This window comes from Methylobacterium haplocladii (assembly GCF_007992175.1).
Lineage (GTDB): Bacteria > Pseudomonadota > Alphaproteobacteria > Rhizobiales > Beijerinckiaceae > Methylobacterium > Methylobacterium haplocladii.
On the sequence record NZ_BJZT01000003.1, the window covers coordinates 1 to 24,108 of the forward strand.

General features: G+C 68.6%; 24 protein-coding genes and 1 tRNA gene. 11 read left to right on the top strand and 14 right to left on the bottom strand.

Annotated features, from left to right (window positions below; genetic code table 11):
• The 10 genes from MHA02_RS01235 to MHA02_RS01280 form a co-directional block, all read right to left on the bottom strand.
• A partial coding sequence (locus MHA02_RS01235) for an MFS transporter (protein WP_174804634.1) occupies positions 1-397 on the bottom strand: 397 nt, incomplete at its 3' end.
• A gap of 10 nt (positions 398-407) precedes the next feature.
• Positions 408-674: a metal-sensing transcriptional repressor gene (locus MHA02_RS01240; RefSeq protein ID WP_147076160.1), complete on the bottom strand. Its 267-nt coding sequence runs from the start codon at positions 672-674 to the stop codon at positions 408-410.
• 305 nt (positions 675-979) lie between these two features.
• Positions 980-1,528: a threonyl-trna synthetase gene (locus tag MHA02_RS01245; RefSeq protein WP_147076161.1), complete on the bottom strand. Its 549-nt coding sequence runs from the start codon at positions 1,526-1,528 to the stop codon at positions 980-982.
• A gap of 4 nt (positions 1,529-1,532) precedes the next feature.
• A complete protein-coding gene (locus tag MHA02_RS01250) occupies positions 1,533-4,790 on the bottom strand; it encodes an efflux RND transporter permease subunit (protein ID WP_147076162.1) in 3,258 nt (1,085 codons plus the stop codon).
• 11 nt (positions 4,791-4,801) lie between these two features.
• Positions 4,802-6,208, bottom strand: a complete 1,407-nt coding sequence (locus tag MHA02_RS01255; protein WP_147076163.1) for an efflux RND transporter periplasmic adaptor subunit — start codon at positions 6,206-6,208, stop codon at positions 4,802-4,804.
• Positions 6,209-6,350: 142 nt separating this feature from the next.
• Positions 6,351-6,713, bottom strand: a complete 363-nt coding sequence (locus MHA02_RS01260) for a hypothetical protein (RefSeq protein WP_238180177.1) — start codon at positions 6,711-6,713, stop codon at positions 6,351-6,353.
• Between the two features lie 70 nt (positions 6,714-6,783).
• On the bottom strand, positions 6,784-7,020 hold the full coding sequence (locus MHA02_RS01265) for a hypothetical protein (RefSeq protein ID WP_147076164.1): 237 nt from the start codon (positions 7,018-7,020) through the stop codon (positions 6,784-6,786).
• A gap of 114 nt (positions 7,021-7,134) precedes the next feature.
• Positions 7,135-7,821 carry a ZIP family metal transporter gene (locus tag MHA02_RS01270; protein ID WP_147076165.1) on the bottom strand — a complete coding sequence of 229 codons (687 nt, stop codon included), beginning with the start codon at positions 7,819-7,821 and terminating at the stop codon, positions 7,135-7,137.
• A gap of 8 nt (positions 7,822-7,829) precedes the next feature.
• Complete coding sequence (locus MHA02_RS01275) at positions 7,830-8,816, bottom strand: cation diffusion facilitator family transporter (RefSeq protein WP_147076166.1); 987 nt, start codon at positions 8,814-8,816, stop codon at positions 7,830-7,832.
• Positions 8,817-8,861: 45 nt separating this feature from the next.
• On the bottom strand, positions 8,862-9,617 hold the full coding sequence (locus MHA02_RS01280) for a cation efflux transmembrane domain-containing protein (protein WP_147076167.1): 756 nt from the start codon (positions 9,615-9,617) through the stop codon (positions 8,862-8,864).
• A gap of 69 nt (positions 9,618-9,686) precedes the next feature.
• Here MHA02_RS01280 and MHA02_RS01285 point away from each other — a divergent pair, with 69 nt between their 5' ends.
• Complete coding sequence (locus MHA02_RS01285) at positions 9,687-10,106, top strand: MerR family transcriptional regulator (protein ID WP_147076168.1); 420 nt, start codon at positions 9,687-9,689, stop codon at positions 10,104-10,106.
• 210 nt (positions 10,107-10,316) lie between these two features.
• On the opposite strand, the gene MHA02_RS01290 is transcribed toward MHA02_RS01285, so the two are convergent.
• On the bottom strand, positions 10,317-11,009 hold the full coding sequence (locus MHA02_RS01290) for a DNA-binding protein (RefSeq protein WP_147076169.1): 693 nt from the start codon (positions 11,007-11,009) through the stop codon (positions 10,317-10,319).
• Between the two features lie 300 nt (positions 11,010-11,309).
• Between MHA02_RS01290 and MHA02_RS01295 the strand changes: the two genes are divergently transcribed.
• The 8 genes from MHA02_RS01295 (at position 11,310) to MHA02_RS01325 (ending at position 18,982) form a co-directional block, all read left to right on the top strand.
• Positions 11,310-12,134, top strand: coding sequence for a hypothetical protein (locus MHA02_RS01295; protein WP_147076170.1), 825 nt, complete (start codon positions 11,310-11,312; stop codon positions 12,132-12,134).
• 182 nt (positions 12,135-12,316) lie between these two features.
• Positions 12,317-12,475, top strand: a complete 159-nt coding sequence (locus MHA02_RS21945; RefSeq protein ID WP_170248960.1) for a hypothetical protein — start codon at positions 12,317-12,319, stop codon at positions 12,473-12,475.
• Between the two features lie 241 nt (positions 12,476-12,716).
• Positions 12,717-13,754, top strand: a complete 1,038-nt coding sequence (locus tag MHA02_RS01300; protein ID WP_147076171.1) for a DUF6634 family protein — start codon at positions 12,717-12,719, stop codon at positions 13,752-13,754.
• A gap of 80 nt (positions 13,755-13,834) precedes the next feature.
• Positions 13,835-14,296, top strand: a complete 462-nt coding sequence (locus tag MHA02_RS01305) for a hypothetical protein (protein ID WP_147076172.1) — start codon at positions 13,835-13,837, stop codon at positions 14,294-14,296.
• A gap of 48 nt (positions 14,297-14,344) precedes the next feature.
• Positions 14,345-15,133: a metallophosphoesterase gene (locus MHA02_RS01310; protein WP_147076173.1), complete on the top strand. Its 789-nt coding sequence runs from the start codon at positions 14,345-14,347 to the stop codon at positions 15,131-15,133.
• 86 nt (positions 15,134-15,219) lie between these two features.
• Entirely contained in the window at positions 15,220-17,154 is a 1,935-nt protein-coding gene (locus MHA02_RS01315) for an AAA family ATPase (protein ID WP_147076174.1), read from the top strand.
• Positions 17,151-18,089 (top strand): metallophosphoesterase family protein, encoded by a 939-nt coding sequence (locus MHA02_RS01320; RefSeq protein WP_170248962.1) that lies wholly within the window; start codon positions 17,151-17,153, stop codon positions 18,087-18,089. Before MHA02_RS01315 ends, MHA02_RS01320 begins: the two co-directional genes overlap by 4 nt.
• A 137-nt stretch (positions 18,090-18,226) precedes the next feature.
• The gene (locus MHA02_RS01325) at positions 18,227-18,982 is read left to right on the top strand and encodes a 3'-5' exonuclease (RefSeq protein ID WP_238180178.1); all 756 of its coding nucleotides are present in this window, start codon (positions 18,227-18,229) and stop codon (positions 18,980-18,982) included.
• 150 nt (positions 18,983-19,132) lie between these two features.
• Here MHA02_RS01325 and MHA02_RS01330 read toward each other — a convergent pair.
• Positions 19,133-19,208, bottom strand: a tRNA-Ala gene (locus MHA02_RS01330).
• 119 nt (positions 19,209-19,327) lie between these two features.
• Here MHA02_RS01330 and MHA02_RS01335 point away from each other — a divergent pair.
• Both MHA02_RS01335 and MHA02_RS01340 read left to right on the top strand, forming a co-directional pair.
• The gene (locus MHA02_RS01335; protein ID WP_147076177.1) at positions 19,328-19,618 is read left to right on the top strand and encodes a YggT family protein; all 291 of its coding nucleotides are present in this window, start codon (positions 19,328-19,330) and stop codon (positions 19,616-19,618) included.
• 64 nt (positions 19,619-19,682) lie between these two features.
• Positions 19,683-20,729 (top strand): MaoC family dehydratase, encoded by a 1,047-nt coding sequence (locus MHA02_RS01340; RefSeq protein WP_147076178.1) that lies wholly within the window; start codon positions 19,683-19,685, stop codon positions 20,727-20,729.
• Here the strand turns inward: MHA02_RS01340 and MHA02_RS01345 are convergent.
• Positions 20,726-21,526, bottom strand: a complete 801-nt coding sequence (locus MHA02_RS01345) for a TSUP family transporter (protein ID WP_147076179.1) — start codon at positions 21,524-21,526, stop codon at positions 20,726-20,728. The two genes, MHA02_RS01340 and MHA02_RS01345, sit on opposite strands and share 4 nt — an antisense overlap.
• 138 nt (positions 21,527-21,664) lie before the next feature.
• The gene (locus MHA02_RS01350) at positions 21,665-23,842 is read right to left on the bottom strand and encodes a putative bifunctional diguanylate cyclase/phosphodiesterase (RefSeq protein WP_244612388.1); all 2,178 of its coding nucleotides are present in this window, start codon (positions 23,840-23,842) and stop codon (positions 21,665-21,667) included.
• Positions 23,843-24,108: the final 266 nt, after the last annotated feature.

A 24,108-nucleotide genomic window follows, 5' to 3' on the forward strand; every position in this document is an offset into this window, starting at 1 on the left:
AGTCGCGCTCGTCCGGCAGGATGTCCGGTATGGTGGCCTGGAAGGTCGGGGTGAACGCCGCCGAGGCCGATTGCAGGACGAAGATCAGGGCGTAGATCTGCCAGACTTGGTCGACGAACGGCAGCATCAGGGCGATGGCCGCGCGGACGAGGTCGGTCGCCACTAGAAACACGCGTCGGGGTGACCGGCTCGTGAAGGCCTGCGCGATCGGTGCGACGAGCACGTAGGCCACCATCTTGATGGCGAGTGCCGTGCCGAGGACAGTCCCGGCGCGGTCGCCCGCCAGCTTGAACGCCAGGAGCCCCAGGGCGACTGTCAGCAGGCCGGTACCGATCAGGGCGATGACCTGGGCCGCGAACAGGTGACGATAGGTGCGGTTGGCGAGGACGCTCAGCATCTCGGGCGCCTCAGAGATACTTCGCGAGGGTCTTGAACTCGCCGAGGGCATCCTTCGCCGCCTTGCCGCCGTGCTCGATCCCGTCGCCGAGGCAATGCTCCATGTGGTCCTGGATGAGCACGCGCTTGGCGTTGGTGATCGCGCTCTCCACGGCGTGGAGCTGCTGGGCGAGGTCCACGCAGGGCCGGCCTTCCTCGATCATCGCGATGACGCCTGCGAGATGGCCGTGGGCGCGCTTGAGGCGCTTGACGATATCCGGGTGCGAGGCATGTTCCATAGAGGCATCCTATCCCCCTGGAAGGGATACAGCAAACGTCCGGGCACGTCTTCCGGGGTCTTCATCGCATCGAGGAGAGCCAGCCGAACATCGCCAGGACTATGGCGATCAGGATGTGGGCCATGAGGAGCGCCCGGCCGGCGGCCTTTCGGACGTGCGGCCTGACCGTGCGCCGTCCACCCCCTCCGCCTCCCCAGGCCTAAATCCTGCGCCCGAGCTTCTTGCCCGTCATCGCCTCGGAGGCCGTCGTGGATGGATCCCGCGATGCCCGTCCGGGCGTTCCTCCGCATGCATCGTCGCTACCCTCATGGGATGCCCTTGCCGAGCAGGTCGGCCACATGGGCGTCGGCGAGATGGCCGGTAGCGGCACGATGGCTTTCCGAACAGGCCGCGTAGTCCGGGCCGGACGCGGACATCACAAGCTCCGAGGTGCCGTCTGGCATCGTGCGCGTTGCCAGGACGGTTCGTCCCGCCGGCCATTCGAGCGATCCGGGAACGGGTCCCGGCCGGGGCTCGCCGTAGCGGCGTACCCCCTCGCGCCGAATGGTCTCCCGGGCGGTGGCGTAAGCCGGTCCGTCGAGCGGCCGCCCGACCCAGACGACCTGCTGGAGGCCCTGCTCCCGGCACACCACCAGGACCACCTCGACGGTGTCGGGTCCGGAGGCGAGCGGACGGTCGCGGAAGTAATACAGGCCGGTCAGGTTCGCCTCGCGGTCGATCATCGAGGGCGTGTCGACCCGGTCCAAGGCACCCCAAGCCAATCCGAACGGCGCCTCGCCCGACGTCGGGTCAGCCGCTAGGGCCGTACCGGTCCACGTCGCCGCCACCAGTGCGAGCGCGGGTCGGCGAGGCATCGACCTACTCCGCCGCCTGGGGGAGGACGGGGCGTGCATGGGGACCATCCTTCCCGACGGTGGTCTTCACCGGGGCGAGGGCACCGGCAAAGCGCGCGTAGAGCGCCGGCAGGACGACGAGGGTCAGCAGGGTCGCCGAGATCAGGCCGCCGATCACCACCGTCGCCAGGGGGCGCTGGACCTCGGCGCCCGTCTCGGTGGCCAGCGCCATCGGCACGAACCCCAGCGACGCCACGAGGGCGGTCATCGCCACCGGCCGTAGCCGGGTCATCGCACCCTCCAGGATCGCCTCGCGGCGCGGCTTCCCTTCCGCGATGAGCTGCTTGATGTAGGTCAGCATCACCAGGCCATTGAGGACGGCCACCCCGGACAGGGCGATGAACCCGACCGCCGCCGGCACCGAGAACGGCATCCCCCGCAGCCATAGGGCCGCGATGCCGCCGGTCAGCGCCAGCGGGACCGCGCTGAACACCAGCAGGGCGTCACGCGCCGAGTTCAGGGCCGAGAACAGCAGCAGGAAGATCAGGAAGAAGCACACCGGGACGACGACCATCAGGCGCTGGCGTGCCGAGGCCAGGTTCTCGAACTGCCCGCCCCAGGTCACGTAGTAGCCGGCCGGAAGCTGGACCCCGGAGGCCACCTTCGCCTGAGCCTCGGCGACGAGCGAGCCGATGTCGCGGCCGCGCACGTTGGCCGTGACCACGACCCGCCGCCGCCCGTTCTCGCGAGAGATCTGGTTCGGCCCCTCCGTCACGGAGAAGCTCGCGACCTGCTTCAGGAGGACGGAGGACGCCCGACCGTTGACGCCCGGGGGCAGCGGGACCGGGATGTTCTCCAGGGCCTCGCGGTCCTCGCGGACCTTGTCGTTCAGGCGCACGACGATGGGGAAGCGGCGGTCGCCCTCGAAGACCATGCCCGCCTCGCGGCCGCCGATGGCCGCGCCGATGACGTCCTGGATCGCGGAGGTGCTCAGGCCGAGGCGCGCGGCCTCGACCTTGTTGATCTTGATCTCCAAGAACGGCAGCCCGGCCGTCTGCTCCACCTTGACGTCGTCGGCGCCCTCGGTCCCGCGCAGGATCGCGGCGACCTGGTTGGCGGCCTTGAGCATCGGCTCGAACTCCTCGCCGAACACTTTTACGGCGAGGTCGCCGCGGGTGCCAGCCAGGAGCTCGTTGAACCGCAGCTGGATCGGCTGGGAGAACTCGTAGACGTTCCCCGCAAGCGCCCCCACCGCCTTCTCGATGTCCTCCTGAAGGGCGGCCTTGGTCTGGTCCGGGTCGGGCCATTCCTCCTGCGGCTTCAGGATAACGAAGGTGTCGGACGAGCTCGGCGGCATTGGGTCGGAGGCGACCTCGGCGGTGCCGGTCTTGGAGAAGACGTAGGCGACCTGGGGGAATCGGCTGATCGCCTGCTCGACCTTCAGCTGCATCGCCTGCGACTGCGTCAGGGACGTCGACGGGATGCGCTGGGCGTTCAGCGCGATGCTCTTCTCGTCCAGCTGCGGGATGAACTCCTGCCCCAGCCCCCTGAACAGGAACCCGGCCCCGACGAGCAGCACCAGGGCGACCGCGACGAAGGTCATCGGGATGCGCAGGGCCGCCCCGAGGACCGGGCGGTAGGCGGCCTTGATCCCGCGGATGAGGACGTTGTCCTTCTCGGTGACCCTGCCCGTGATGACGATGGCGATCATCGCCGGCACGAAGGTCAGCGACAGCACGAAGGCCGAGACGAGGGCGATGATGACGGTGAGCGCCATCGGCTCGAACATCTTGCCCTCGACCCCGGTGAAGGTGAGGAGCGGCACGTAGACGAGGATGATGATGGCCTGCCCGTAGAGCGAGGGCTGGATCATCTCCTCGGCCGAGGCGCGCACGGTGACGAGGCGCTCCTCCAGGTCGAGCTTGCGCCCGAGCTCGGTCTGCCGCTCCGCCAAATGGCGCAGGGCGTTCTCGGTGATGATGACGGCGCCGTCGACGATGAGGCCGAAGTCGAGGGCGCCGAGGCTCATCAGGTTGGCGCTGATGCGGCCCTGGACCATGCCGGTCATGGTCATCAGCATCGCCACCGGGATGACCAGCGCCGTGACGATGGCCGCCCGGATGTTGCCCAGCAGCAGGAACAGGATGACGATGACGAGGGCGGCGCCCTCGGCCAGGTTCTTGGCCACCGTCCGGATCGTGGCCTCGACGAGGAGGGTGCGATTGAGGACGGTCTGGACCTCGACGCCGGGCGGGAGCGTGCGCCGCAGCTCCGTCATCTTCGCGTCCACGGCGGCCGAGACCGTCCGGCTGTTCTCGCCGATCAGCATCAGGGCGGTGCCGATGACGACCTCGCGCCCGTCCTCGCTGCCCGATCCCGTGCGCAGATCGCGCCCGATCCGGACCTCGGCGATGTCGGAAATGCGGACCGGCACGCCGCCGCGGGTGGTCACCACGACGGAGCCGATGTCCTCCATGGTCTCAAGGCGGCCGGCGGCACGCACGACGTAGCCTTCACCGTTGTCCTCCAGGTAGCGGGCGCCCTGGTTGGCGTTGTTGGCCTCCAGCGCCCGGCCGATGTCGGCGAAGGACAGGTCGAGGGCGGTCAGCTTCATCGGGTCCGGCTGGACGTGGTACTGCTTGTCGAAGCCGCCAATGCTGTCGACGCCGGCGACCCCCGGCACGGTCTTCACCTGGGGGCGGATGATCCAGTCCTGGACCGTGCGCAGGTACGCCGTGCGTTCGAGCTCCGTCGCGAGCCGCTGGCCCTCCGGGGTCAGGTAGCTCCCGTCCGATTGCCAGCCGGCCTTGCCGTCCGGGGAGACCTTGCGCTCCTTCGGCTGGGCGTAATGGATCGACCACATGTAGATCTCGCCGAGACCCGTGGAGATCGGGCCCATGTGCGGCTCTGCCCCCGGCGGCAGGGTCGACTTGGCCTCCCCGATGCGCTCGGCGACCTGCTGGCGGGCGAAGTAGATGTCGAGCTTCTCGGAGAAGACCGCGGTGACCTGGGAGAAGCCGTTTCGCGAGAGCGAGCGGGTGTATTCCAGGCCTTTGATGCCGGCGAGCGCGGTCTCGACCGGGTAGGTCACCTGCTTCTCGATATCGACCGGGGAGAGCGACGGCGCCGTGGTGTTGATCTGCACCTGGTTGTTGGTGATGTCTGGCACCGCGTCGATGGGGAGCTTGGTCAGCGAGAACACGCCGAAACCTGCCGCGAGCAGCGACATGAGCACCACGAGCCAGCGCTGGTGGACGGAAAAGTCGAGGATCTTCGAGATCATGGCCGGCCCCCTCAGTGGTCGTGGTCGGCTTCGGCTTTGCCGAGCTCGGCCTTCAGGACGAAGGAGTTGGCGACCGCGACCTCGTCGCCGGGCTTGAGGCCGGACAGGATCTCGAAGGCGTCGTCGTCGGCCTTGCCGATGGTCACGTCCCTGCGTTCGAACCCGTCCGGGGTGCGGACGAACACGACCTTCTCGCCGCCGATGGTTTGGATGGCGGACTTGGGCAGCCGGACCGCGACCTTGTCCTGCGCGATCTCGACCTCGGTCGTGACGAAGGTGCCGGGCCGCCAGGTCATGTCCTTGTTCGGCAGGGCGACGATGACCCGGGCCGAGCGGGTCTCGGCGTTGAGGATCGGGCTGACGAAGACGACCTTGCCCACGCCGCGAGAAGCGTCGTCACCCCCGACGATGGTGACCTTGGCGCCCTCCCGGACCTTCGACAGCTCGGTGGTCGGGATCGCGAGCTCGATCCACACGGAGGACAGGTCGGCGACGGTGTAGACGTCGGCCGGGTCGCCCTCCTTGCCGACGGCGGTGCCGACATCGACCTTACGCTCGACCACACGGCCGGCGAGCGGGGACTTAAGCTCGTAGCGGCGCAGCGAAGATAGGTTCGGGGTGGTTTCGTCCTTCTTGGCGGACGTCGCGACCTCGGCCGCGTTCAGCCCCAGGGCCGATAGCTTCTGGCGTGCCAGGTCGACCCGAAGTGTCGCCTCCGAGTAGGCGGCCTTGGCGTTCAGGAATGCGGACTCGGCCGAAATCCGCTTGTCCCAGAGGGCCTGCTGGCGGTCGAAGTTGGTCTTCTCCAGGTCCGCCTTTACCATCGCGGTGAGGAAGTCGCTCTTGGCCTCGGCGACCTCGCGGCTGTCGAGGACGGCCACGACCTCGCCCTTGGCGACCTCCTCGCCGAGGCGCTTGCGCATCTCGGCCACGGTTCCGACGACCCGCACGGGGACGCGAGCGATCCGGTCGGCATCCTGGGCGATGGTGCCGGGCACGAGAAGGTGTCGCGAGAGGATGCCGCCCGCGACCGTGGCGAGCTTGATGTCCTGCTCCGCGGCCTGCTCGGCCGTCATCTTGATCCTGCCCTCGCCCTCATCGTCGTGGCCGTGAGCCTCGCCCTCGGCGTGCTTGTGGCCACCGGCCTCGGGCTTGGATTCTCCCTCGGAGTGCCTGTGCTCGCTGGAAGGCTTGGGCTCTCCCTCCGCGTGCTCGCGGCCATGCTCGCCGTGACCGTGCCCATCGTCGGCTTCGGGTGTCGCGGGCTTGGTCATGGCAGCGTTCGTCGTGGGCGCCGTCCGGGGGCTGACCAGGCCGGCGGCGGCAAGGGCGCCCTGCACGAACTCGGACACGCGGGGGAAGGCACCGCCGATCGCGATGCCGATGGCCAGGAAGGCCACGGAAAGGAATGCACGCATGGGAATGGGCCGTATCCGACCGGGACGTCGCCTATCCGCTCAATCGGCCTCGGACTGTCCCGTACAAGGTGGTTCGCGAGGGTGAGGCGACCGGGACCCGCGAGGGCGGGCCGGGACGCGCCACGGGCGTGGCCGCGTCGCCTCAGGCGCGAGGGGGCCTTGGGAGACGGTCCGGCGAAACGGACCCGCTTGCGGTGGTCACGGTCGCGTAGGACGCGCGCCCGCTCCCGCGATGCGGCAAGGCCGGCGTCGCGTCGACGCCGAGGGCCTGGTGGCAGCCGCAGTTGGCGTGACAGGCCGGGCAGGCATCGGAATGGTCGGTCGCACCCGCCTCGGATGGGGCGGTCACGGACAATTCGTGGCTCGCCGGACGATGGGCCTCGGCGGAATGGATCGCGCCGGGGACGACGAGCGCCAGGACCAGGACGAGCGACAGCACGCGGACGGTGGTCGCCCACCAGCCGCGCATCGTCTCGTAGGCCCTGATCGGACGTCCGTGGTTCATCTCGGTCCTTATGGACGATTTGCGCTCATCCATACAACGCGGATGGTCTCGGCTTGACGACGCCCTGGGACTAATCGTCGTCGTGATGGTGGTGGTGATGGTGGCGCCGCTCGCCGTAGAAGCCGCGCCCGTCGTAGTCCCGGCGTTCGCGATGGATCACCACGTCGTCGTGATCGCCATGCCGGTAGCGGTCGACGTGGACGACCCGGCCCCGTTCCTCATAACCGCCGCCATAATACTGAGCGGACGCCGCCACGGGGGCCAGGATCAGGCTCGCCGCGACGAGGCCTATCAGACGCTTTCGCATGACACTTCTTTCAAACATTTAAACCGTGAGAATGGTCGTGCCGACGTGAACCGCATCTGAGGCCCCTGTTCAGCAAGGGTGCCGGTGCCCGCCTCGACACGCGATGCCCCCCGCTCATGCGATGGCTTGGTCGAGCAGGAGCAGCAGCAGGAAGCCTGCGAAGAACATCGCGGTCACCCACGGTCGGTTCTCGATCTCGTGCGCCTCGACGAGGAGCTCCTCGGTGACGAGGTACAGCAGCGCGATCAGCCCGAAGGACAGGAACCCGGCCTGGATCGGTGCCGACAGGGTGGCGACGGGGCCGCCGAGAAGGGCGCCCAACGGCAGCAGGACGACCAGGCCCGCCGTAAGGCCGACCACCTTGCCCTTGGACGCGCCAGTCTCCCCGAATTGGGTCGCGACCGTCAGGCCGAGGAACAGGACCTCGATGGTGAGGGCGACGGTGAGCAGCATGCCGGCCTTGGCACCGGCGGCGAAGGCGATGCCGAGGACGAGCCCGTCGACGAGGATGTCGATGCCGGTGACCGCCATCAATCCGGCGGGCCCCTTCGCCCGCTTGCCGAGGCTCTTGACGAGGAGCATCGCGAAAACGCCCAGCGCGCCGCCGACGAGGGTCGCCCAGGGTGAGCCGGCATGCTTGAGGTCGGGTAGGATCTCACCGGCCGCCGCGGCGAAGACCACGCCGGCCGCGAAATGCTGGATCGCGCTGACCAGCACGGCGCCCGGCCGGAGGTTGACCGCCATCGCCGCCCCGACGATGGCGGCCGCGGCGGGGATCAGGGTGCAGGCCCAGGCCTGCATCGCCGGCCTCAGACCACGTGTTCGGGAGCGAGGGCGCAAGGGGTGTCCGCGCCGGTCTCGACCTGGAGGGTGGTGTGGCCGATGCCGAACCGTTCCCTGATCCCGGCCGCGGCGCTCATCAGGAAGGCGTCGTCGGGACGGCTCCCGGGCATGAGGAGGTGCGCCGTGAGGCAGGTCTCGGTGGTGCTCATCGCCCAGACATGGAGGTCGTGCAGGGCGGTGACCCCGGGCAGCCCTTCGAGGTGGCTGCGGACGGCGGCCGGATCGATGCCGGGCGGGACGGCGGCAAGAGACAGCGTGAGGCTGTCGCGCAGGAGTCCCCAGGTGCTCCATACGATGACCCCCACGATGGCGAGGCTGACGACCGGATCGAGCCAGGTCCACCCCGTGTAGAGGATCACCAGGCCAGCGATGACCACGCCCGCCGAGACCGCGGCATCCGCGGCCATGTGCAGGAAGGCCCCGCGGATGTTGATGTCGCCCTCGGCGCCTGAGGCGAACAGCCAGGCGGTGACGCCGTTCACGAGGATGCCGATCGCGGCGACGATCATCACGGTCTTGCCGGCGACCGGGACGGGCTCGCCGAAACGCTGGATCGCCTCCCAGGCGATGGCGCCGACGGCGATCAGCAGGAACACCGCGTTGAACAGGGCCGCCAGGATCGACGACCCCTTCATCCCGTAGGTGTAGCGGGCGCTGGGCGCGCGCTTGGCCAGCACCGTGGCGATCCAGGCCACCACGAGGCCGAGCACGTCCGAGAGGTTGTGGCCGGCATCGGCCAGCAGGGCGACCGAGTTGGAAAGTACCCCATAGGTGGCCTCGACGGCGACGAAGCCGACGTTGAGCGCGATACCGATGGCGAACGCCTTCCCGAAGCTGGGGGGAGCGTGAGAGTGGCCGGGCCCATGGGAATGCCCGGCAGGGTCGTGGGACCCGTGGGCTTCGTGACTGTGCGACCCGTGGTCGTGGGCGGCGTGGGCGGCGTGCGAGGTCATGGTCGTTCCGTATGGGTCTGTGTCGGTCGATGGATTGGCGCGGCGCTATTCGGCCGGAGCGGGACGCATCGCGACGGCGCCTTCCCGATGCTCGGCCCAGGCCTGCCGCAGTATCTGCACGGACGAGGTCAGGAAGATGCCGGCCATGACGGCCGCAACCGCCAGGTCGGGCCAGGCGGACGAGGACCCCCAGACTCCGAGGGCCGCCACCATCACCACGACGTTGCCGAAGGCGTCGTTGCGCGAGCACAGCCAGACCGAGCGGACGTTTGCGTCGCCGTCCTTGTAGTGGCGGAGGAGGAAGACCGATCCGAGGTTCGCGGCCAGCGCCATCACGCCGATCAGGCCCATGACCTCGGCCTTGGGCAAGCCGAGCACCATCGTCTGGTAGACGGTGCTGCCGAACACCCAGAGCGCCATCAGGAACAGGGACAGGCCCTTGAACAGGGCCGCCTTGGAGCGGAGGGCCAGGGACGCGCCGATCACCGCGAGGCTCAAGCCGTAGGTCACCGTATCGGCGAGGAAGTCGAGGGCGTCGGCCTTGAGCGCCTGCGATCCGGCGAGCTGACCGGCCGCCAACTCGGTCACGAACATCGCGCCGTTGATGCCGATGACGGTCCAGAGGATGGCCTTGTAGCGGGGGTCGACGCCGTCGAAGACCGGGACCCCGGCCGAGCAGCATGACGCTTCGGAAGCCCCGTGGCCATGGCCGTGGTCGGAAGACGCCGAGCCGGGCGGCGCGGGCGGGGGAGGCGAACAGGACGTTCCGACCGTCGTCGTGCCACAGCAATGATCGCTCATGTCTTCGCCTTTCCATCGGACGAGGAGGAGCGTACGACCTCTAGCGGCTAGAGGTGCAAGCGGAAAATCATGCAGATTTCTATCGGCGAGCTGTCGCGGCAAACCGGCGTAAAAGTCCCCACGATTCGATACTACGAGTCGGTCGGCTTGATGCCGGAGCCCCCCCGTACGACCGGCTCTCAGCGTCGCTACGGAGAAGCCGAGGTGGTGCGTCTCAACTTCATTCGCCATTCGCGCGAACTTGGATTTGAGGTCGATGCCATTCGGGAGCTGCTGACACTGAACGCCCATCCGGAGCGCTCTTGTGCCGAAGTCGACACGATCGCCCGTCGCCATCTCGCTGAGGTCGATCGACGGATCGAGAAGCTTGAGGGATTGCGGGACGAATTGAGCCGGATGATCGCGGAATGCGGCCAGGGCCGCGTCGGCGAATGCCGCGTGATCGAAACGCTGTCGGATCACGGCAAGTGTGCGGATGAACGCCACTGAAACGGCATCCGCGTCCGGCCTGGCGGTCCTGGACTTTCTCGCGCTGCGGGAGTCCTCGCGTTCGCAGCCGCAGCCGCATTCGCGCAGTCGGCAATACCCATGCGGTGCCCGCTATGATCGGACCCGCTGAAGTACCTCCCGTCGATCTCGACCTCACCGTCTGGGCCGAAGCCCCTCACCCCAGATGCAGCCGGGATTCACGGCCATCAGTCATTCTTTCTTGCGACGATACCATCTGGTGCGGTCTTTCCTCGTCTCGCGCTCGAAATACTTCGTGTGGGTGACCCGAATGCCCATCTTCCTGTTGAGCGTGCCCCGCGACAGGGGAGCGCCATTGCTGATCGCTTGACGGGCCACGAACGGGGACAGGAGCTTGATCACCTCGCGATCCTGCACCCAGACGTCCGGTGGCAGCACGCTCCCGATCTCGCGCATGACGCGATCCCAGAACTCCTCCGCCACGAGGTCCCCCACGCGCTCTCGCAGCTGCGCCACTTCGGCTTCCAGCTCCGTTACGCGCGCCTTCGACAGCTCGGCCTCGCGTATGGCCACCTCCGCCTTCACGTAGGCCTCGTCCATCAGCTCGCGCGCGGCTTGACCCTCGGCTTCCACCTTTCGCCGTCTGTCCTCGAAACGTTCCGAGGCCTCGATCAGCGCGGCAGCCCAAGCTCGCCCCATGAATGCGGCGTGCTCGCTCTTGAGCCGGGCCGGAAACTCCTTGGTATCCAGCCTGGCATCGTACTGGCGGGCCGCTTTCCATGACAGGAGATGCGGGCCGACCGTGCGCGGCGACCTGCCCCGGAGTCGTCCTTGCAGGATCGCGATCACCCGGTCCTGGTTGACCTTCTCGCCCGCGCGATGGACCTCGTCCGCCGCCAGCCAGACTTCCTCTTCCAACGTCATCGCCGGCCCCTCCCCCACGGGATATTAAGGCCGCCGCGCTCGACAATTCCTTAAGGGCCTGGAAGCGGAAAGCGGGAAGCGTCGTCTGCTTCCCACTTCCCCTCGTATTTCGTCTCGCGTCCCAGGCGCCGGCGCCCTGCACCGGGAACCACACCGCGAAAAGCTTAGGCAAACCCCCGCCCTGCCGTTAACGATGTCGGCCATAAAGCTCTAGCTACTAGAGGTTTTGCTTGATGGGGGAAGCAATCGTGGGGTACTATTGCCTCGTTAGTCCTCCCGGCATGCGTAATGGGGCCCGGAATGAACATCGTATTCTTCGCCGATGACCCTTCGGCAGTCCACGCGTCGCTTCTTGCAGACTACGCCCTCAATCACCCCACCCCTCGCTGGCCGATGGCAGGTCCGGGTTTCCTGGCGGGGGCCGAAGCCCTCGCCGACCGCCTTCCCGATCGTCTGCAGGCAGCGTCGATGGAGGGGGGCACCCTGATCGCGGCGCTCCCGCTGCGGTTGCTCCAGACGCCTTCGATCCGCAAACGGCTCGACCTTGCCGTCGTCACCTGCGGTTCGGACCCGGAGTCGGCGGAACGTGCCGTCGACGCACTATCCTCGGACAGGAACGGATCCGCGCGTGGACTCCCGCCGGCTTGGTTGCTCCCTTGCCGGCGGCAAGCGTGGCCGGACCTGCTGCGCGTCCTTCCGACATCCGTCGGCGTACGGCGAGGGCGCGGTCTCGGCCACCTTCGTTCCGGAGGTCCCGCCGGCGCGACGGCCCGTCAGGCGCTCGGCTTGGCCGCAGCCCTCCTCGTCGCCGCGGAGGACCCCTACCTCCCCGCGCTGGAACCGGGGCAGGTCCTCGACATCCTGTCGGGCCAAACGACTGCGGCCGGCCTGTCGCTGCGCGCGAGGCTCCTCGACCTCGTCGCCGACCTAAACGAGCCGACCGACGAGGTCGTGCCCACCCGGTCGACACGGCGTCCCGGCGGGCGCGCGACCATGCCGGCGTATCCTCCGCGAGGCACCGCATCGAGACGGGCGTCGAACGGGCTGCATCTACCGGAGGCGGCCCCGGACCCGGATCCTCGGCGGACGGCGCGACGCGTCTCGAAAACTTTCAGAGAACAGTAATCGGAGGTACCGATATGACCTTACGTGCCGTCATCAGACCCGCGAAAGACACCGCCCCGGCGTACATATCCGATCCCGGCCGGGGTCGCCGGACCCGGACGCATCAGGCCGAACGCGGTCGCGGGCGTCCGGCATGGCGAAGCGCCCAGGAGGGCAGCAGGACACCCCCTCCCCCCGCGGTCGTGCGGGATCTCGCGGAAGAGACCTTCGACGAGCCCACCGAGACGATGTGGGCGTCCGCGCTGCTCGATACCGACTTCGACATGGATGCCGATGACCTGCTGGCCGGCGCCACGAGCATTTACCGCGCGGTCAACGCTGAAGAAGGCGGTTGGGAGTGACCTGCGAGCCTCGGGAACCGCCGGCGTTGCCGGCAGATCGCGAGGCGACTTGCAAAAAATAGAGAAGGTCCTCGGCGAATTAACCAAGACATCAATGGTCCACTTGCCTTCACCACGATGTACTTGCTAACAACAAAGGTTTCGTTCTATAATTCGCCATCTCATAAATTCGCGTCTATCGCTTCGCCCGCAGCCTCCCCCTGCGGCCGCGAACCCGTCGGCGCCTTTCCGGAGATTGCGCTTGATCGTAGCTTTGTTCGGGGCGTCGGGCCGGACCGACGCCGCACACGCCTCCCTCATGCTGGTGGACGCCATTCTCGTCGAGGGCGGAGCCGCGCGGTTCGTCCGCGTGACGCTGCCGGGCGACGCGGAACTGCCGAAGCCGCAGTACCGGCCGGACGACCTCGTCGTCGTCCAGGCAACGGCGGCTGACGTTGGCGAGATCCGCGCCATCGTCGTCGAGGAAATCGCGGCGGCACGTCGATCGGAGGCCGACTTGGTGCTGGACCTGCCTGCCGCCTGCCTCGTGGAACCGGATGTCCTGGACGGGATCGAGGTGCCGGTCATCGTCGTCGGACCGACGCCCTTCGACGAGCATGCGGCGGCGTTCCTATTGCACGCCCTCGCCGAGATCCCGGTTCCTGTCGGCGGAAAGCTGCCGTGGCCATGGCTTCTCGGCTGCGGACGCGGGAATGCCTGCGCGGCGTCCGCCTTCGAGCGCGACATGGGCCGCATCTCCTGCGGCATGGACATGGCACGTACGCCGCGGGTGTTCCCCGTGACCTGGCCGACGTTGAGCAAGGCGGAGGCGTTGCGCATCTTGGTCGGCGACCGAAGCGCCCGAACGCTCGCGCTGGGCCTGCCGCTTCTCGCGAGTCTTCGGGCCGCGCGGGAGAAACCCGATGCGCCTGCCATCGACGCCGGGAGCCTCGCTTCCGCTCCCGGCGCCGACGCGAACACGGGGAAGACGTCCCACCGGCGGGACGTCGGCGACCGTCTCCGGGATCTCGCCGATGCGCTGCAGGCGATCGAGGATTACGACGCCCCGACTCAGATCGAGCTCGATTGCGCTCCCCGGATCGAGGACTGGAAGTCGGCGCGCCGCGAGGTGCGCGTCGTGACCGGTCGCGTCTACGGGCACCCCGACATCGCGGACGGGCGCCCCATCGTGACCTCAGACCTCTACGCCTCGGACGGCACGTCCTGGGCGAGGACGCTTTCGCGTTACTATCGCCTCGGCGAGCCGGCCCGGGGCCAGGACCGACGCGACTTCCGTTAGCCGTCAGGCCCGGACCCCCGCCGAGCGCCTCCGTCCGAACGGCGGCGAGCGCCCCACCATGCCCATAGAACGGAGAACGCATGCGCCCACACCGCGCCAACGATGCCGCGTGCGATCGCCGACGCAACGGCCATAAGCACTGCGACGCCGGCGCGACCGTCGATCGGCCTCTCGAAGCGTGGCGCACCCTCGACCGTGAACGGATCGGGCCGGATGTCGTGGCGACGATCCGCCGTGCCCTCTTCGATAGCGTCGCGATCCACGACGGACGCTGGCCCGGCGTCCGACGCGGCGACGCGGCGTCCGCGGTCGGGGTGGCCGTGCGCGTCCTCCGACGGCCGGGGCTTCCCTCGCCCGTCTGCGACATCGCGATGTCGGCGGTGCTGGTTCACGCCGTTACCGGCGACCCCGCCGCCGCCCTCGTGCTGGCGCACGGCCTCCAGCGCCTGGCGAGAGGACGCCGAGACGCCGCCCGGCTGAACGGCCGCGCACGACTTTGGGCCGCCGGAGCCTCGCGCGGCCCTCCAGACTCCCGCGCGTGAGCTTCGAAGAAACGAGTCTGGATCGCCCGAACCAGGATGGTGCATCGAATGCGGCTGTGGTTGTTCTCCGACCTCCATCTCGACCTTTCCAGGACGCCCTGGACGCCGGAGGCTATCCCCGAGGCCGACGTCGCCGTCGTGGCCGGCGACATCGGCCAGGGGCTCGCGGACACGGTCTCGTGGCTCGCCGCGACCGTCCGGCCCGCGATGCCGGTGGTGCTCGTCGCCGGCAACCACGAGTTCTACGGCGGCGCGGTGGACGAGGAGCGCGCGCTCGGGAGGGAGGCCGCCAAGCGGCAGGACATCGTCCTGCTCGACGACGAGAGCGCCGTCGTGGCCGGCTGCACCTTCAGCGGCTGCACGCTCTGGACCGACTATTCGCTCGACGGCGGCGAGGCGCGACCGGCCAGGATGTCGGCCGCGCTCCACGGCCTGAACGACCATCGCCGGATCGCCTCGACGCAACATCCCGCGTGGAGGAGGTTCTGGCCGGAGGACGCGCTCAGGCTCCACGACGCGTCCCGTCTATTCCTCGAAGATGCCCTGCTTCGCGTCGATCCGCCCGGCGGCCGCAGCCGACCGCACGTCGTGGTCACGCATCATGCGCCAAGCCCCTTGTCGATCGCCGCGGCCTACGCGGGAAGCGCGCTGAACGCGGCCTTCGCCTCGGAACTCGGCGCGTTCGTCCAGGCGGCGAGGCCCGACCTTTGGGTGCACGGGCACACGCACGCCGCCTTCGACTACCGGCTCGGCGACACCCGCGTCGTCTGCAACCCCCGAGGCTACGAGGGCGAGCGGACGGGCTTCGCCCCCGGCCTCGTCGTCAACGTGGGCTGACGGCTCCGGTCCGACATCCGCCCTTTCCCGATCCATCCCGAACGCGCCGGTCCCGGAACCGTCGCGCGGCCAAACGCGGGCGAACCATGCCAAGAGACGACCTCGCATTCTTCCGCCACGACATCGAAGACGAGCTGGCATCCTCCTCGGGCCGGTCCGGCATCCGCAGGCCGGCTCTGGAAACCCTTGCGGCCTTCGCCCTGGAAGACGCGGTACCGTCGGCGCTTCGCCGTCGCCTGGCGCGCTCGGGTTCCTTCGCCCTGGTGATCGAGGTGCCGTCGGGCGACTGGGTCGAACCTGTCGCCAAGGCCAGCGCCGAGCTGGCGTCGTGGACGTATTCGTTCGCGCGATCCGGGTCCGCACGGACGGAAGACAGACCGGAACGCGGCAACGACAAGGTCGCGGAGACCCTCGCCCGCGGCGGCAGGGTGGTCGGCGTGTCCCAGGCTCCCGAGCGCCTGCTTCCTGCGACGCTCGTTTCCGTCGCCGACGTTCGCATCCGTATCGGCCAACCGTCGAATGCCGTCGTCGCCCGCGTCATCCGGAGCGCCACCGGCGGCCGCCTTGGCCCCATGCCGCCACGCATCGCGGCGGGCCTGACCTATTGGGAACTCTGCGCTGCGGTCAGGGGCTCGCCCGGCACCATCGTCGATCGCCTCGCCGCGCTCGGGAACGCAAAGTCGGAGGCCGATCCGGGCGTCGCCGGCGCGCCGGCCTTCGGCGATCTCGTGGGCTACGGCGCCGCCCACGACTGGGGACTCCGTTTCCTCGACGACTTGGAGGCCTGGAGGCGGGACGAAATCCCGTTCGACCGCATCGACCGCGCGGTCGTGTTCGGGTCGGAGCCGGGACTGGGAAAGTCAAGCTACGTCCGCGCATTGGCCAGGGCCGCCCGGCTGCCGCTGTCGGTCAGTTCCGTCTCGACCTGGTTCACGCAATCGAGCGGCTACCTCGACGGCGTCCTGCGCCAGATCGACGGGGTGTTCGAGAACGCCGCTTCACGCTCGCCATCGATTTTATTCCTAGACGAGATTGACAGTATACCGGATAGAAACACCCTGGATAGCCGAGCTAGAGAGTGGTGGAATACAGTAGTAACGCACATACTTTTGACTATTGATCGGGTTATGTCAGAGCCTTCTATCAATCTTTGTATCGTCGGCGCGACGAACTATGCTGACAGGCTGGACGCCGCGCTCGTCAGGCCGGGGCGGCTGAACCGCGTGATCTTCATCGGCCCGCCGTCGGCGGCCGATCTGTCCGTGATCGCCCGGCAGCACCTGGGCGACGACCTTGCCGGGCTCGACCTCGCCGTCTTCGGCGAGATCGCCTTCGGCGCCACCGGCGCCCAGGTCGCGGGCTGGGTCAAAGACGCGCGCACGGCGGCCCGAGCCGCCGGACGCCCCCTCCTGCTCGACGACCTCCTGCAAGCGGCCGCTCCCCCGGATACCCGGCCCCATGGTGTAAGATGGCGATGCGCGCTGCACGAGGCCGGTCATGCCGTCAGCGTCGAGATCCTCGGGACCGGGCATATCAAGCAAGTCGATATCGTCGCCCGGGCGTCGAACGGCGGCGCCACCGCAATCGTCCCGAACGAGACCTCGATGCCGCTGAAGGACGACCTGGAGCGGCTGGTCGTGTCTTTGCTGTGCGGACGCGCCGCGGAATTGGTGTTCCTGCGGGAGGCGTGCGGCGGCTCCGGCGGCGCGCGAGACTCCGATCTTGCCCGCGCAACAGCGCTTGTCGCCGGCGTCCATGGCTCCTTCGGCCTTGGAGGCAGCCTCGCCTACCTCGGCACGATGGACGACTTCGCCCGGGGGTTGCGTAACGACGGTGCCGCGCGGGCGGCGGTCGAGACCGACCTTGCCCGGCTCCAAGGCGAGGCCGTCAAGCTGATCGAGCATCACGCGGTTTCCGTGCGTACCGTCGCCGAGCGCCTGATCGCGCATCGCGTGGTCTCTGGCGACACGTTGAGGGCCATCCTGGCCGGATCGGATGCAGCCGGGGAGTGCCGCCCATGAAGGGTCGCTTCGCATGCGCCACGGTAGGTCTCGACCGCGCAGACGCTGTCGTACCGAAGCATTCCGCACGGGGCGGCCTCCGGATCTGGGTCATGTCCGACATGCGGATCGACCGCAGGCCCCTCGCCATGCCCGATCCGCTCCCGGATTTCGACGCGTTCGTCGTCGCCGGCAACGTCTGTCCCGGCCTCGATGCGTCGCTGCGCTGGCTCGCCGACGCCCTCGACGGTCGCCAGGGCCGGCGTCCGGTGGTGCTAGTTCCCGGCAACGTCGAGTTCTGGGACGGACGGCCGAAGGACGAGAGCCTCCGGCGATGCCGCATCCTCGCCGAGGATCTCGGCATCACCTTGCTGTCGGACACGGCGCTCAGGGTGGAGGACGGGAATGGTTCGGGCGTCCACTTCGTCGGGAGCACGCTCTGGACCGACTGGGCGTTGCACGGTCGCAAGGCCGCGACCCTGGCGCGCGGATATGCGCGCCACCACCACCGCGACAACGGCAGGATCGCGGTGGCCGAAGGCGTGCCCTACCGGCCCCACGACGCAGCGGGCGCTCATGCTCGGTCGCGCGCCTTCATCGAGGACGTACTGCTCTCGATCAAGGTAACCGCGCAAGGCTTCGGCCTGTCCCCGACGGCCCTCGTGGAGGACGTGCGGCCGGGTGATCGCGCCGTCGTCGTGACCCACCACGCGCCGAGCCGCGCCAGCCTGTGTTCGCGATTGTCACCCGATGCCTGCGAACCGTGGATCTCGGCGGCATGCGCGTCGGACGTCGAGGACGTCATGAGGATGTGGGCCGCGCCCGCGGCCTGGATCCACGGGCACGTGCTGAGTCCAGCGGATTACGCGGTCGGACGATGCCGCGTGGTCGCGAACCCGCGTCCGCGGACCATCGGCACCGATACCTTCGACCCCGCTTTCGTCGTGGAGGTTTGATCTTGGAAACGTCCAACCAATGCACGCTGCCCTTCGTGACGCCGGCGCCGCCGGTGAACCGTTCCGACAGGCCCCGGCCGACGCCCGCGCGACTCCCGCATGGCTCCCCCTCGAACGAACCGCCCCGAAGGCTCCTGGTGCTGGATATCGAGACGGTGCCGGATGACGTCATGCCGGCGGATTGGCCCCCGGACAGGTTCCCGAAATGCGCCTGGCACAGGATCGTGGCGATCTCCTTCGTCGAAGCGGAGATCCGCCGGGACAAGACAACCGGGCTTGAGGAATACCACCTGGCGGCGTGTCGCAGCGGCGGCGCGGAGGGCTGGGACGAGGGACGCCTGTTGAGGGCGTTCTGGAAGTTCTTCGACGAGGGGGACTTCCGCGTCGTCACCTGGAACGGAAGGAGCTTCGACATGCCGACGATCGTCGCGCGCTCGATGATGCACGGCATCTCGGCGGCGGCCTGGTACCGTCGCGGGACCAAGTGGGCGGGGTACGCCAATCGGTACGCGCCGGACTGGCATACCGACCTGATGGACATGATGGCCGATTTCGGCGCGACCCAGCGGCTGACGCTGGAGGAGGCCGCGACCCTGCTCGGGCTGCCTGGCAAGCTGGGCGAGCATGGCAGCCGGGTCGCGGCGATGGTCGCGGATGGCCAGACGGGCCGGGTGCGCGACTATTGCGAGACCGACTGCTTGAACTTGGCGGTGCTGTACGTCCGCTACGCGTTCCTGACCGGGAGGACCGGCCCGGAAGCCCACGACCGGTTCGTCGCGGGACTCATGGCATACCTCGAACGCGAACGGCCCGAACGCCCCCACCTCGGCCGCTTTTTGGACGGTTGGCGCGACAACGCCGAGCGGCGACCGCCGCTTGTGGCAATGCGGTAGTGAGGCGGCCAAACGGACCCCTCGGGTCGAATTCGGTAGCGGATATCCTGGGACTTAATCGACGCCCGATTGGGACTTGATGGGACTTATCCGAAAATCCCGCCGACCTATCGCCCTGCGCGGCAACAGGTTTTCCGTTCGCGAAAAACCTGGTGGAGCTGAGCGGGATCGAACCGCTGACCTCCGCAGTGCGATTGCGGCGCTCTCCCATCTGAGCTACAGCCCCGTCGAGGTGCCGGCGTTGTAAGCTTGGGCGCCTCGCCCTGTCAATTGCCGCAAGAGCCCCTGGCCGCCCTCCGGCGTTGCTATCGCGGGTGTGCGGGTGCGCGGAACAGCAAGCCCCGGATGAACGCTCTTCTCTGGCTCTTCAACACTCTCATCCAGCTCTACATCTACATCCTGATCGCGAGCGCCGTACTGAGTTGGCTCATCGCGTTCAACGTCGTGAACGTGCGCAGTCCGGTGGTCTCCCAGATCGGCGACTTCCTGTATCGCGTCACCGAGCCGGTGCTGCGGCCGATCCGCAACCTACTGCCCAATCTCGGCGGTGTGGACGTCTCGCCGGTCATCCTCATCCTGCTGCTGCTGTTCGTGCAAAAGCTGGTGACCGACCTCGTGATCCAGGTCGCCTACTGATCCCTGGCATCGGCCCATTCTCCCGCCCTGCGCGGCCCAAGGCATTTCCGGAACGAAAGACCGCATGAAGACCAATCCCGGCCGCTTCTTCGAGGATTTCCGCCTCGGCGAGACCATCCGCCACGCGACGCCCCGCACGGTCACCACCGGTGACGTGGCACTCTACACGGCGCTCTACGGCCCGCGCTTCGCCGTGCAGTCCTCGGACGCCTTCGCCAAGGCGATCGGCTATCCGGCGAGCCCGCTCGACGACCTGCTCACCTTCCACGTCGTCTTCGGCAAGACGGTGCCGGACATCTCGCTGAACGCGCTGGCCAATCTCGGCTATGCCGAGGGCGGCTTCCACCGGCCGGTCTATCCGGGCGAGACGCTCTCGACGGTGTCCGAGGTGATCGGCCTCAAGGAAAGCTCCAACAAGCAGACCGGCGTGGTCTACGTGCGCTCCACCGGCTCGGACTCGGCAGGGAAGACCGTGCTGAGCTATTGCCGCTGGGTGCTGGTCCGCAAGCGCGACCCCGAGGCGAAGATCGCCGAGGAGCGCGTGCCGGATCTCGCCAAGGTGGTCGACCCGGCCGACCTCGCGCATTCGCTGCCGCCGCTGTCGCCCGAGGCCTACGATCTCGCGCTGGCCGGCAGCCCGCACAAGTTCGCCGATTACGCGGCCGGTGAGCGCATCGACCACGTCGACGGCATGACCGTCGAGGAGGCCGAGCACCAGATCGCCACCCGCCTGTTCCAGAACACCGCCAAGGTCCACTTCGACGCCCATGCGGTGAAGGAGACCCGGTTCGGCCGGCGCCTGATCTATGGCGGGCATGTCATCTCGCTCGCCCGCGCGCTGAGCTTCAACGGCCTCGCCAACGCCTTCGCGCTCGCCGGCATCAATGCCGGTCGCCACGTAGCGCCGCTGTTTGCCGGCGACACCGTCTATGCCTGGAGCGAGGTGCTGGAGACGGCCGAGCTGCCCGGCCGCAGCGACATCGGCGCGCTGCGCCTGCGCACTGTCGCCACCAAGAACCAGCCCTGCGGCAACTACCCCGACCGTCAGGGCGACGGCTACGACCCGGCCGTGATCCTCGACCTCGACTACTGGGCCTTCATGCCGCGCTAAAATCCGAGAAAACCGAGCACGGCGCGCCTGAGCGGGTTCGCTGGGTCGGAGAGCAGGCGCACCGCCATCGCGCAGGCGATGACGACGAGGAGCGGGCGGATCAGGCGGGCGCCGAGCTTCACGGCCAGCGCCGACCCCGCCTGCGCCCCGATGAAAGCCCCGAGCGCCATGGCGAGGCCCACCGGCCAGACCACGACGCCCTGCGCTGCGAACAGCGCGAGGCTGCCGAGATTGCTCGCCGCGTTGGAGAGCTTGGTGTGGGCGGTGGCGCGCACTACGCCGAGCCCGAGCAGCGTCACGAACCCGATCATGTAGAACGAGCCCGCGCCCGGCCCGAAGACGCCGTCGTAGAATCCGACGGCGGGCGCCAGCGTCATCGCGAACTGTTTCGGCGTGATCCGCGCCGTCGCATCCTCGTTGCTGATGCGGCGCGCGGTCGCGAAATACAGCGCGATCCCGACGAGCAGCACCGGTACCATGGCGTCGAGGGCGCTTTTCGGCAGCAGACTCACGCAGAGCGCGCCGACGACCGAAGCGCCGCCGGCCGCGAGTGCGGCCGGAATAGCCTCCGGCCAGCGGATCAGGCCCCGGCGCGCGAAGGCGATGCTGGCGGAGACCGAGCCGCCGCTGCTCTGGAGCTTGTTGGTGGCGATGGCACTGACGGGATCGAACCCTGCGAGCAGGAGCGCCGGAAGCGTCAGCAGGCCCCCGCCCCCGGCGATGGCATCGAAGCACCCTGCCACCACGGCGACTCCGAAAAGGCCAGCGAGCGTGCCGGCATCGACTCCGCCGATCATGCGGGGAGCCGATCGACTGTCTGGACTGGGGTCACGGGGATCGAGGCTCCGCGCCGGGATGGCGCGCGAGCTGTAACCCAGGCGGTATCACCAGGGAACGCGGCCGTGGATCGGTCCGCTCTCACCGCCTCCGCCGTATCAGGAAGCCTGCTTCGTCTCCGAGGCCTCCACCTCGGCCAGGCTGCAGGCATCCGCCGCCAGCCGGCGTGCGAAGGCATCGGGCTCCAGCGCCTTGGCGTAGCGAAAACCCTGGCCGAGGCGACATCCCATGGCAAGGAGCGCCGCCTCCTGCTCGGCCGTCTCGATTCCCTCCGCGATCACGCTCAGCCCGAGGCCGCGGCCGATATCGAGAAGGCCCTTCACGATGGCGGCATCGAACGGGTCGGTGAGGATGTCGCGCACGAAGCTGCGATCGATCTTCAGCTTCGTCAGCGGGAAGCGCTTCAGCGTCGAAAGCGACGCGAAGCCGGTGCCGAAATCATCGAAGGCGATGCCGACACCGCTCTCGTGGAGATTGCGCAGCGGCCGCAGCATACTGTCGTCGGGCCGCAATGCGATGGTCTCGGTCACCTCGATCTCGATATCCGCCGAGCCGAGGCCGTGGCGCTCGAGCGCCTCGGTCACCACCGCGTCGAGGGTGCCGGACCGAAGCTGCGCCGCGTACAGGTTCACGGCGACGCGTCCCGCCGGCAGGCCGGCGGCGCGCCACGCGGCCGTCTGGCGGCAGGCCTCGTCGATGGTCCACCAGCCGACGGAGAGGGCGAGGACGCTGGATTCGATCGCCGGCAGAAACTCGGCCGGCGGCAGGAGCCCGCGCTCGGGATGCCGCCAGCGGATCAGGGCCTCCGCGCCGCAGATCCGGCCGCTCTCGAGGTCGACCTGGGGCTGGTAGTGGAGTTCCAGCTCCTGCCGCTCGGCGGCGATGCGGAGCCGATCGATCAGGTCGCGCCGCGCGGCCTCGGCACTGCGCATCACCGGCTCGAACAGCCGGAAGCAGCGGCCGCCGTCGCGGCGCGCCTGATGCAGGGCGAGGTCGGCGCTCGCCAGCACCTCCTCGGCATCCGTGCCGTGGTTCGGTGCCAGGGCCGCACCGATGGCGACGCCGACATGAAGGGGATGGTCGCCGACTTGGATCGGTTCGGCGCAGGCCGACACCAGCGACTGCGCACAGGCCTGCGCCTCGAGCGGGTCGGCGCGCCCCGGCAGCAGTACGGCGAGTTCGTCGCCCTGGATCCGCGCCAGCAATGCGCCCGACCGAAGACGAGCGGTCAAGCGGACGGAAAGGGCTTCGAGGAGGGCGTCGCCGATCGCATAGCCGAGGCTGTCGTTGGCGCTGCGAAGGCCATCGACGCCGAGCATGAGGAGGATCGCCTCGCCGCCGCTCGACTGCATAGCGGTGAGTTCCTCGACGACCCGGTTGCGGTTGGGCAGCCCCGAGCGCGGATCCTGGTGGGCGAGGCGCAGCAGCCGGGCGTCCCGGTGGCGGCGCTCGGAGATGTCGCGGATCACGGCGCCGATGGCGAGGCCCGCTCCGCCGCGCCAGCTCGACAGCGAGAGCTCGATCGGCAGTTCGCTGCCATCCTTCCTCACGGCGGTGACTTCGACGGACTTGCCGGCGAGCCGCGGCGTTCCGCCTGCCACCATCGCTGCCATTCCGGCCGTGTGCGGCCCGTGGAAGCGGGCCGGCACGATCGCGCGCACGTTGAGGCCCAGCATCGTCCCGGGCTCGTAGCCGAGCAGGCGTTCGCACGAGGCATTGGCCCGCGTGATGGTGCCGAGGTCGTCGGAGATCAACACCGCGAACTGCGTCGCATCGAGGAAGTCGTCGGCGTGGTCGCCGGCGGCACCGGTCGGCCCTGCCTCCAGAAGGTGTGCAGCAATACGCGCGAGACGCCTCAGACGTGTCCGCGACCGTCCGGAAAAGGCTGGGCGCGGTAGCCTGTCGGCGACGGCGAGCCAGCCCAGGGTGTCGCCGCCGAGGCCGAGCAGCGGAACGCCGGCATAGAATCGAACGGCCGCCTCGCCGGTCACGAAGGAATGGCTGCGCCGGAGCGGATCGGCGAGGGCGTCGTGCACGATCACGGCGCCGTCGGCTTCGAGCCCATGCGGACAGGCTCCGGGAGCCTGGGCGAAGCCCGCGAGCCCCTGAAAGCTACCGCAGCCCTTCAGCCACTCCCGGCCACCGTCGATGAGCGAGATCGCCGCGATCGGGGTATCGGCAATGTCGGCGGCAAGTCCGAGCAGTCGATCGAGATGAGGATCGCCGCGTGTCTCGAACGCCCGAGCTGGACCTACGCCGCGGCAACAGGCAGGCACGGAAGCGACGGGGTGATCGTCCCTTGCGCCGGCCGAACCGACAGGCCTTGCAGCGTCGTCGAGCATGCCTCGGGCGATCCTCGCCGAATTTCAAGCAAAGTCACCTTCCGCACTTCCACCTTTCAAAGCGTTAAGGCTCAGCACCGAACATCCGCGACGAGCGGAAGGTCGTCTTCAAGACCGTGGCTCTGAGCGAATGTTGTGGAAGCGGCTTTCGACCGCCGGTTTCCAACCCGGCACTGGCTCCGCGCGGCACGACGATCATC

Coding starts and splice junctions, on each gene's coding strand:
- MHA02_RS01240 (WP_147076160.1), bottom strand. CDS start 674: ATGGAACATGCCTCGCACCCGGATATCGTCAAGCGCCTCAAGCGCGCC.
- MHA02_RS01245 (WP_147076161.1), bottom strand. CDS start 1,528: ATGCCTCGCCGACCCGCGCTCGCACTGGTGGCGGCGACGTGGACCGGT.
- MHA02_RS01250 (WP_147076162.1), bottom strand. CDS start 4,790: ATGATCTCGAAGATCCTCGACTTTTCCGTCCACCAGCGCTGGCTCGTG.
- MHA02_RS01255 (WP_147076163.1), bottom strand. CDS start 6,208: ATGCGTGCATTCCTTTCCGTGGCCTTCCTGGCCATCGGCATCGCGATC.
- MHA02_RS01260 (WP_238180177.1), bottom strand. CDS start 6,713: ATGAACCACGGACGTCCGATCAGGGCCTACGAGACGATGCGCGGCTGG.
- MHA02_RS01265 (WP_147076164.1), bottom strand. CDS start 7,020: ATGCGAAAGCGTCTGATAGGCCTCGTCGCGGCGAGCCTGATCCTGGCC.
- MHA02_RS01270 (WP_147076165.1), bottom strand. CDS start 7,821: ATGCAGGCCTGGGCCTGCACCCTGATCCCCGCCGCGGCCGCCATCGTC.
- MHA02_RS01275 (WP_147076166.1), bottom strand. CDS start 8,816: ATGACCTCGCACGCCGCCCACGCCGCCCACGACCACGGGTCGCACAGT.
- MHA02_RS01280 (WP_147076167.1), bottom strand. CDS start 9,617: ATGAGCGATCATTGCTGTGGCACGACGACGGTCGGAACGTCCTGTTCG.
- MHA02_RS01285 (WP_147076168.1), top strand. CDS start 9,687: ATGCAGATTTCTATCGGCGAGCTGTCGCGGCAAACCGGCGTAAAAGTC.
- MHA02_RS01290 (WP_147076169.1), bottom strand. CDS start 11,009: ATGACGTTGGAAGAGGAAGTCTGGCTGGCGGCGGACGAGGTCCATCGC.
- MHA02_RS01295 (WP_147076170.1), top strand. CDS start 11,310: ATGAACATCGTATTCTTCGCCGATGACCCTTCGGCAGTCCACGCGTCG.
- MHA02_RS01305 (WP_147076172.1), top strand. CDS start 13,835: ATGCGCCCACACCGCGCCAACGATGCCGCGTGCGATCGCCGACGCAAC.
- MHA02_RS01310 (WP_147076173.1), top strand. CDS start 14,345: ATGCGGCTGTGGTTGTTCTCCGACCTCCATCTCGACCTTTCCAGGACG.
- MHA02_RS01315 (WP_147076174.1), top strand. CDS start 15,220: ATGCCAAGAGACGACCTCGCATTCTTCCGCCACGACATCGAAGACGAG.
- MHA02_RS01320 (WP_170248962.1), top strand. CDS start 17,151: ATGAAGGGTCGCTTCGCATGCGCCACGGTAGGTCTCGACCGCGCAGAC.
- MHA02_RS01335 (WP_147076177.1), top strand. CDS start 19,328: ATGAACGCTCTTCTCTGGCTCTTCAACACTCTCATCCAGCTCTACATC.
- MHA02_RS01340 (WP_147076178.1), top strand. CDS start 19,683: ATGAAGACCAATCCCGGCCGCTTCTTCGAGGATTTCCGCCTCGGCGAG.
- MHA02_RS01345 (WP_147076179.1), bottom strand. CDS start 21,526: ATGATCGGCGGAGTCGATGCCGGCACGCTCGCTGGCCTTTTCGGAGTC.